Consider the following 1,346-nt stretch of genomic DNA (forward strand, 5'->3'; position numbering starts at 1 on the left):
ATACATGCTTTTTTCTTACCGCGCCTCGATGCGATCTTCCAAAATCGTGTAGATATGCGGTTGTTTCTAGTACGAGCGACTGCCCATGCCGCCTCGCATAATGCTACTTTTGTATGTGTATTGCCCTTTAAAGCCTTTGTACTTTTTTTTTTACCGGCGCTTTCGTTATTTCCCGGCGCCAAACCTGCCCATGAGGAAAGGTGATCGGCAGATGGGAATTGGTCCATTTCGACACCAATCTCAGCAATGAGAGCTGCCGCTGTGGCCTCGCTGACGCCCGGGATCGTTTGAAGAAGCTCATATTCTTCCCGATAAGGTGCAAGATGAGCATCGATTTTTTGCTCCAGGTTCGCAAGCGACTTTTCCAAGTACTCGATATGTTCCCAACAATCGCGGATCAGGTCCATCTGGTGTGGGGTAATGGTTCCAAAAAGCGAGTCTGAAATCTGCTCTTTCTTTTTTCTAAGCCTACCTTTTACACTTTCGTCCACATCGTCAGCGTCGACGTATCCTTTTGTAATTAGTTTTTCGAGCAGATTACGCCCCGATACGCCAAATATATCGGTTGCGACTGTACCAAGTTTCACGTTACTCATTTCCAGGTATTTCTGGATGCGGTTTTTTTCTGCAGTAAGGTTTCCTATACGTTTCTTACGAAGACGGCATAGATCGCGAAGTTCTCGCAAGTCTTCGCAAGGTACAAAACTCGGCTCAATTAAACCGACCCGAAGCAACTTCGCAATCCATTCTGCATCACTTACATCCGTTTTCCGACCGGGGACATTTTTGATGCGATGAGCATTGGCAAGCGTCATGTCAAAGTAACCTTCCAAGATGTTGTACACCGGTTTCCAGTAAATTCCGGTGCTTTCCATGGCTACATGGCTTATCGACTTCGCCTCAAGCCACTTTAATAATTCAAACAAGTCTTTGGTCATCGTTCCGAACGTACGCGTCTCACTTTCCACTCGCCCATCTTCGCCAGTGATTAATGCGCAAGCTACTATTGTTTCCTGATGAACGTCCATTCCCACACATTGTGGGTACAATACTTCCATGTAACCGACTCCGATACTAAATGATCTCATGGTGAGGATGGGCTCGAGCTTTACTATTTTTCTGTTCGCAGTCACCTGAATGGGCAGTTCAGGGCTAGCAGGGAGTTGTTCACTGAACCCGTCCTTACAGTTTTCGTAAAGGGGTCAAACCACCATTAATCCTAACGTAGTATTTCACCATGGTGTTACAAGTATGGAGCGGTAAACATTACTGTAAACACATGCTGCTCATTTTCATGCTGGAGTTGTGCCTGAAAGGAAAGAAGACATGACTGTTTTCGTACAAAA

At 45.8% G+C, this 1,346-nt stretch carries 1 protein-coding gene; it reads right to left on the reverse strand.

Annotated elements, in window-relative coordinates; translation table 11 throughout:
• Positions 1-1,058 (reverse strand): IS110 family RNA-guided transposase (locus GSF01_RS29120; protein WP_159888766.1); only part of this gene is annotated, 1,058 nt, incomplete at its 3' end.
• Between the last annotated feature and the right edge of the window lie 288 nt (positions 1,059-1,346).

This window comes from Paenibacillus puerhi (genome assembly GCF_009846885.1).
GTDB classification, from domain to species: domain Bacteria; phylum Bacillota; class Bacilli; order Paenibacillales; family NBRC-103111; genus Paenibacillus_G; species Paenibacillus_G puerhi.